The sequence below is a fragment of the Methylomonas rivi genome, from assembly GCF_024505165.1.
GTDB lineage: Bacteria > Pseudomonadota > Gammaproteobacteria > Methylococcales > Methylomonadaceae > Methylomonas > Methylomonas rivi.
The window spans coordinates 1-6,705 of the sequence record NZ_JANIBK010000176.1 but is presented as its reverse complement, the minus strand read 5'-3'; the positions used below and the strand labels follow the sequence as shown (position 1 = coordinate 6,705).

Genomic DNA, 6,705 nt, shown 5'->3' with positions numbered 1-6,705 from the left:
GCTCGGCAACCTGGTCGGCCTGCTGTTCGTGGGCGTCGCCGGGCTGGCTGACTTTCATTTTGGCTTGCAGATAGCCGGGCGCCTGTTTGTCCGCCGCCCGTGCCAGCGGTTTTTCCGGCGCGGGTTTGGCGGCTTTATTCAGGGTTTGCGGTTTACGTTTCAAACGTGGCGCGTTGTCCATCATGCCCTCCTAAAGCGATCCAGCTGCGGCGGCAATTGCCGGCCCAGCTTTTGATATTCCCAGGCCAAGGCCTGTAATACGGCGGCCTTGCCGAGTTTGTCGTCATTCACTACCGCCGCGTTCAACACCGCATTGCGGATATAGCCGCCCGGCAATTCGCAATGTTGGGCCAACAGTTGCACAAATTCGTCGCCCGGGCCGCGGGACCCGAAATGGCTGAGCCAAAGCCGCCGGCGCTGTTCGATATCAGGCAACGGAAATTCCAGCACCGCGTCCAGCCGCCGCATAAAGGCTTTATCGATACGCGCCTGACTGTTGCTGGTCAAAATAATGATGCCGGGATGGTGTTCGATGCGGGTTAACAGAAAATTGGTCAGCATGTTGGCGAAGCGTTCGCTGACCTCGCCGCCGTCGCTGCGTTTGCCGAACAGGGCATCGGCTTCGTCCAGCAACAGCACCACGTCGTGGTCGGCGGCCTGATCCAGCATCAGGCTGAGGTTTTTCTCGGTTTCGCCGATGTATTTATTCATAACGGCGGCCAAATCCACCCGGTACAAGGGCGCCGAAAGGCAGGAAGCCAGATAACTCGCCGCCAGGGTTTTGCCGGTGCCGCTTTCGCCTATGAACAGGGCCCGCACGCCCAGGTTTTCCGCCGGGTCGAAGGTGGGACCCAGGCCCCGGCTCATGGACTCCCGCCGCCGGCAGCGCAAACTTAAATGCTGTAATTGTTGATTCAAAGCGTCCGGCAGGATCAGCATGTCGGCATTCACCCGCCGCTCCACCGGTTGGGCCAGCAGTCGCAGTTGGTCGGCGCTTTGCGAAAAACGCGCCTGCAACAGATGCTTGTCTTGCAGGGTTTCCCGGTTTTGTAGGGCCCGCAGTTGCGCTTGTTCGGCGATGGCGACCATGGCCGGGGCGGATAATTGCGCGGTTTCGGCAATGGCGGCGCTATCGAAACCGGGCAACAAGGTTTGCCACAAGGCCTGTCTTTGCGGATGCGCCAAGGCACTGACGGTCAGCTCTGCGATTCCCGCCGCATCGACGCTGCCGTCGCGGCCCAGGATCACGGCAACCGGCAAATCCAGCAAGGCGTCGGGCAACGTCAAGCGCTCCCCCGGCCCCAGTTGCGGCTTCAGTATCGGCAGCCAGCGGCCGTAGCGCGCCAACAGGCCCAGTTGCCGGTCTTGATAAACGCCGGCATCGATGACGACTGCCTGCAAACCCAGGTTTTGCGCCAATCGGCCGGCCAGCAACAGGCAGTTTTGCGGTTCGCCGCGCAATACCACGGCGGCGATACGTTTTTGCGCCAGCAACAGCGCCAATTGCTCGCTGCTTTGCAACAGTTCGGGCGGCAACAGCGTGGTTTTCGGAACCGCCACGGGCCGGCAGCCGCTCCATTGCATGGTTTTGCCGTTCAGCAACTGCCAAAGTTGCGGCGCCATTTTCAAGCGCCGCAACGGCAACGGCTCGTCCCCTTCCAATTGCAAAAAACCGTTTTTCAGCAAGACATGCTGATATAAATCCACCGGCGTATATTCCTGCCGAAACAGGGTTCGGCACACGGCGCCGATCAGGTGCAATTCCGGCCGCGGCTGCTGCGGCTGTTGCAATAAACCGATCAATAAGGCGGCCTGATGATGGCTTTCCACCACACCGCATAAGCTCAGCAGGAAAAAATCGGCCGCATTCAAACCGAAATCGCGCGCCACCTGGCCTAAATTACCCGACAAGCGGGGAAGATGGTTATCCAGACTCTCGACCAGCTCCAGCCAACCGCGGTCGGGCTGTTGCAGAATGCGTTGCAATTGTTGGGTGGCGTTCAGTTCCTGAACCAGCTCCGGCGTCTGCGGCATGTGCATGTCGGCGAAGATGGCCAGAGCGGTTAACACCAGGTTTTCCGCCAATTCCTGGCCCGCATGTATCATCACCCTGGGCGGCATGGAGTGCGTCATGACGAGACCCTCAGACAAGCGGCGACGCGCCGTAATGAAATTTAACCACTTTGCCCAGCCAGGGCAGCCAGCCCGGATCGATATCCAAACCCACCCGCCGCACGTCCAGATTCACACTATCCAGCGCGTAAAACGCATCGACGTGACAAGCGTCCGTTTCTATCTGCGCCGGCACGGCGAAAATATCCCGATTAAACAAGGCCGCACCGTAACGCTGGCGACCCCATTGCAACAAGTCCTGCATTTGCGGCATGGCAGGCAATTGCCGCAACTGTTCGGGCTGGTCATAGCCGCAGAAAAAGGCGAATAAATTTTCAACGCCGGGTTCGGGCTGCCATTCCATGGCGACTGCCAACCGCCATAGCCAACCCCAGGCAGAGGGGAAATCGCGGGTCACGGGTTCGGACAGCAAGGCGTCCTGTACCCGAGGCAAGTTGAGAAAATTCAACAGATAGAAAACTCCGCCCTGTTGGGTCGACAGGCGACTGGGGTAAGTCCAATCGCCAGCTGAAACGGCATCCGGCCTGATGGTTGGCGGCGAGACTGTAATCGTTCGATCGGCAACGAAGCCGGACACGGTTTGCGCTTTCAAGTCTAAAACCGCTTCTGCCGCGCTAACCGGATTTTTTTGTTCGGTTTGATTCGATTGCAGTTCCGCTTTAGCGCTATGGCTGCGTTTGATCTTGTCCGCTGACATGACAGACTTAGCAATATCGGTATCGGCAATGGCCGTGTCTATGGTATTTGCCGGTTGGTTAGCAAAAAAACTCGAACCCTCGATACGTGCGGTTTGCCCGGTCCCGCCGGCACGCCCGGTATGATAGCTAGGGTAGGACTGAGAGGACGCTAACATCAGCAATTGCCGTAAAACCGCCCGGTACACTGGCAGCATCTCGGCCGCTTGCCGTTTTAAGGGTTGCCATTCGCGTACCGCAATCAGCGCGGCCAATTGCATTACGCCTACCGGTGGATCCGTCCCTGCCAGCGCCGCTTGCCAGGGCGCCAGCCAGCGTGGCGGCGGTTGCGGTTGATCTCGAGTATCGGCGGGCGACATGTCGCATTGCTTCAGTTCATCCCATTGCGGGCATACCACCCGGCATAATTGCTCCGCCAGTGTGTCGGTCAATTGCAGGCAAAACCAGCGTAATTGCCCGTGCGCGGCCAATTGGTCGATCAGCGCCGGAATCAAATGCTGTTGCTGACGCCAACAGCTAGGTAAGGCGGTTTCGATGGGCAGGTCGAACAGGTCGCCCCATTGTCGCCAATACCAGCGGCGTTTTTTTTGCAGCAAGTCGCGGCTTAGACAGGCCAGCAACTCGGCATAATCGGCAAAATATACGGCTTGCTGCCGGTCCGCGTCGTCGCGCCAACCCGACACGGCGGCATGCCGCAAGGCTTGCACCTGTTCCGCCAGACTGATTGCCAGCTGGCCGGCGGGTTTGACGGCATGCAAATGCCGGATAAACAGATATTCCCGCTCCCGCAAAGACGGCCATGCCACCCGGTCCAGGTCGGCGATCACCCATTGGCGCTGACTTTCCCGCCCCTTGAAATGCAGGCGGTCGATATGAATCGCATTCACTTCACGACTGCCCGGCCCATGGCGAGCTTACCGCTGACGCTCAGGCCTTCCCGTACCGTGATCGGCTGATAAACCTGCATCAGCGTGGCCACGGTGCCGTTTTGGTCGTGATCGTCGACCCGCAGCATACCGACCACTTGCCTTTGCGCATCCAGCAATTGCAAAGCCTGCCCCGGCAGGGCCGCCCGGTTCAGGTTCAAGCGCAGCAATTCGCCGGGCCGGAACACACCCGGCAGGGTCTTTAAGTTGCCGTGCAAAATCTGTTCGGGATCGTCGGAGGCGGCGACCAGCAGGCAGGCGCTAAGCAAATGGGTGATGGCAGTGCGGCTGTTGTCGCCGGCGTTGTCGGCCAACTGCCGGTAAAACCAGTTCACCAAGTCTGCCACGGTACGCACCCGGCTCATGTCGTTTTTTTCGACGTCGGCCAAATTTGGCCAACGTTCCGGCTGGTCGATGGGCAGCTTTCGATCTTCGACCAGTTGGGCCCAACGGAAGCGGATCGACGCCGGTACACCGGACAATTCATGCAACAAGCAGCCGGCGGCCTGGGTGAGTTGCAGCTGCAAGGTCTGAGCCTTGCCGCTCAATAAGCCGCGCGCACCGTTCAAGACGTCTTCCAGCGACAACACCGCATGCGCGCTGCTGAATTGCTGTTGCAGCGATGCGGATTGCAGCACGGTTGTGCCGGCGAACACCGATAATACCTGGGTGTTGACTTGCAGCAAGGGCATCAGCCGCACGCCGGTCTGACTGGTAGCGGGCAGGCTGCGATTGACTTTACTGCTCAAGCGTTGCCGGCGCAGATCCAGCAGTTGGATTTGCCGCAAACGGCTGGGTAGCAAATGCGCATCGTTTTGAAAATTGCGCCAGTCGGCCAGCGGAATATCCAGCACCGTATCCATGAACGGGGTTAAATCGTCCGGCAACTCGGCATCGGTATCAGCACAGCCCGGCACCACATCGCCGGCGGCTTGGCTGCGTAAAGCCAGGGCGTCCGGCAACAAGCGGCCGGCGGCGGTTTCCCGTACTCTGACGTAATACAGGCCGGAATAGTTTTCCAGAATCTTGCGCCGGGCCTGAAAACGGCTCTCCACTTGTTGCCAATCGTCCCTCACCAGCCGCTGCGCCAGCGCGTAATCGCCGGCATCTTCCAGACGGGTGCGGTTCAAACTGTCCAATTGCCGGCGGGCTTCGGTGATTTGCAGCGCCAGTTGTTGTTTTTCGTCGCGTAAATTCAGCAGCCGCTTCAAAACCGCGCGTTGCAATAACAGCAATTGGCTATGCAGGTTGCCGATGGTTTGGGTTTCCTTCAGCAATAGCCGCCCGCTGTGAAACAACAGCGACGAGTCGTCCTTCAAGGCGCTGATGTCGGCTTTGCGCGCGGTAAAAATATCCTGGTAACTTTTCAGCCGGCCTTCCCGCACTTCCTGTTTGAACAGCGGGGCCACGTCGGCATCGTCCTTATACTTTTCCAAAAACGCCCTGGTTTTGGCCTGCAGGCTGGCGTTGCTGTCGCCCTCTTCCCGGCCCAAATCGTCCTGCAGGGTTTTCAGGCTTAGATTGAACAGCCCCAGCACGGTGTTCAGGCTATCGATATGCGCAATCGACGCCTGCTGGTCCGGTTCAGGCGCGGTAAAGGTTTCCTTGGTGGGCGGCTTATAAGTCAGGTCGTATTTCAGCAAATTGCTGCTGAGCATCACCTCGGTATTCAAGGCTTGTTGGGCCTGGAATACGTTAGTCTGCAGCTGCAGCGCCTGATTGACGGCCAGCGGCTGGTTTTGGATAGCGACCACCGGCTGCACCTCGACGCTGGCAACGTCTTTCACCATTTCCTGGTTGAATAAGAATTTGTTGGCCATGGCGGTTTCCTCTCTGCCTGGTTACGCGGGTGGGGTTTTGCTGGTGAATTTGATGTCCGGCAACCAGCGCGCCACCGCCAAGCCACTGCCGTCGCCCGGCAATCCACCCGCCAAGCGGGCGAACGACAGGCTGACATGGTCGATTTGCTGGCGCTGGCTGCGCTGCATATCGGCATACAAGGCCAGCAAATCGGCCAAATCGTCTATCAATTGCTCGGTCTGTTCGATCTGCAGACTGGCATCCAGATACTGTTTCAGCAAGCCGTCTGCCTCGCTGGGAGGCGGGGCGCTCCAATCGAAGGTTTCGCCGGCGGGCGGCGGCGGAACGGTCTCGGTGTAAGGTGCCGGCAACTGGGGATTGATGCCGTTGGCGGCGGTTTGCCAATCCCGGCTGGCGGCTATCAGCCGATTGAAAAACAACTCCGGCGTGATCGGCTGGCCCTCGGCTTCTGTATCGATTTTGTCGGGCACGCTAGCGAACAGGCGCTTGCCTTCGCTGGTTTGAAAATCCGCCGGCTGCAGATTGTTGAACAAGGCGTCGTACTGCACCACCCAATCTTTCCAGCTGTCGTGCGCCCGCTGGGCGTAGCGATACAATTCCTGTTGCATCCGCCAATCCGGCAACGGCAAATCCAATAAGTCGGCTCGGAAATCGCTGTCGGCCACCGCCAACAGCAAGCGGATGCGGTCGCCGCCGACCTTTTCCAGATCGATGGACATGCGCGGCAGTTCGCGGGCGATCAAGCCTTGCACCTGGCTTTCCGCTATCGGCGCCATTTCCACCTGCAAATGCGGCGGAAACCAATGGGTTTTCGGCAAGGTCGCCACGTCTTCCAGAAACAAGGTCGGCAATACCCCGGCGGCCGGCAAATAGGCCAATTTAAAACTGTCGATCAGCGCTTGGCGGGCGGCGGCGTCCGCCAATTGCCAACCGTTGAAATGGCGTTGGATGGCTTGGCGGGTATGCGACAGAAACGTCCAGTAATTGGCGTCGGTCTTGGCCGGAAAACGCCCGGCCACCGCGTCGAACCACAGCACCGCGTCGTTTTCCACCGCCAGCATGCCTATCGGCACGGCGCCGTTGGCCGCGAACCAGTCGGTGCCGAGGTGCTCGGCCAACAGGCGATTAAC

General features: G+C 59.2%; 5 protein-coding genes. All 5 read right to left on the bottom strand.

Annotated elements, in window-relative coordinates; all coding sequences use genetic code 11:
* On the bottom strand, positions 1–181 hold a 181-nt coding region (locus NP596_RS18930), incomplete at its 3' end, for a hypothetical protein (RefSeq protein WP_256616965.1).
* Positions 181–2,133: an ATP-binding protein gene (locus NP596_RS18925; RefSeq protein WP_256616964.1), complete on the bottom strand. Its 1,953-nt coding sequence runs from the start codon at positions 2,131–2,133 to the stop codon at positions 181–183. The genes NP596_RS18930 and NP596_RS18925, both read right to left, overlap by 1 nt.
* 10 nt (positions 2,134–2,143) lie before the next feature.
* Positions 2,144–3,715 carry a hypothetical protein gene (locus NP596_RS18920; RefSeq protein WP_256616963.1) on the bottom strand — a complete coding sequence of 524 codons (1,572 nt, stop codon included), beginning with the start codon at positions 3,713–3,715 and terminating at the stop codon, positions 2,144–2,146.
* Entirely contained in the window at positions 3,712–5,574 is a 1,863-nt protein-coding gene (locus NP596_RS18915) for a hypothetical protein (RefSeq protein ID WP_256616962.1), read from the bottom strand. Before NP596_RS18915 ends, NP596_RS18920 begins: the two co-directional genes overlap by 4 nt.
* 21 nt (positions 5,575–5,595) lie before the next feature.
* A partial coding sequence (locus NP596_RS18910) for a hypothetical protein (RefSeq protein WP_256616961.1) occupies positions 5,596–6,705 on the bottom strand: 1,110 nt, incomplete at its 5' end.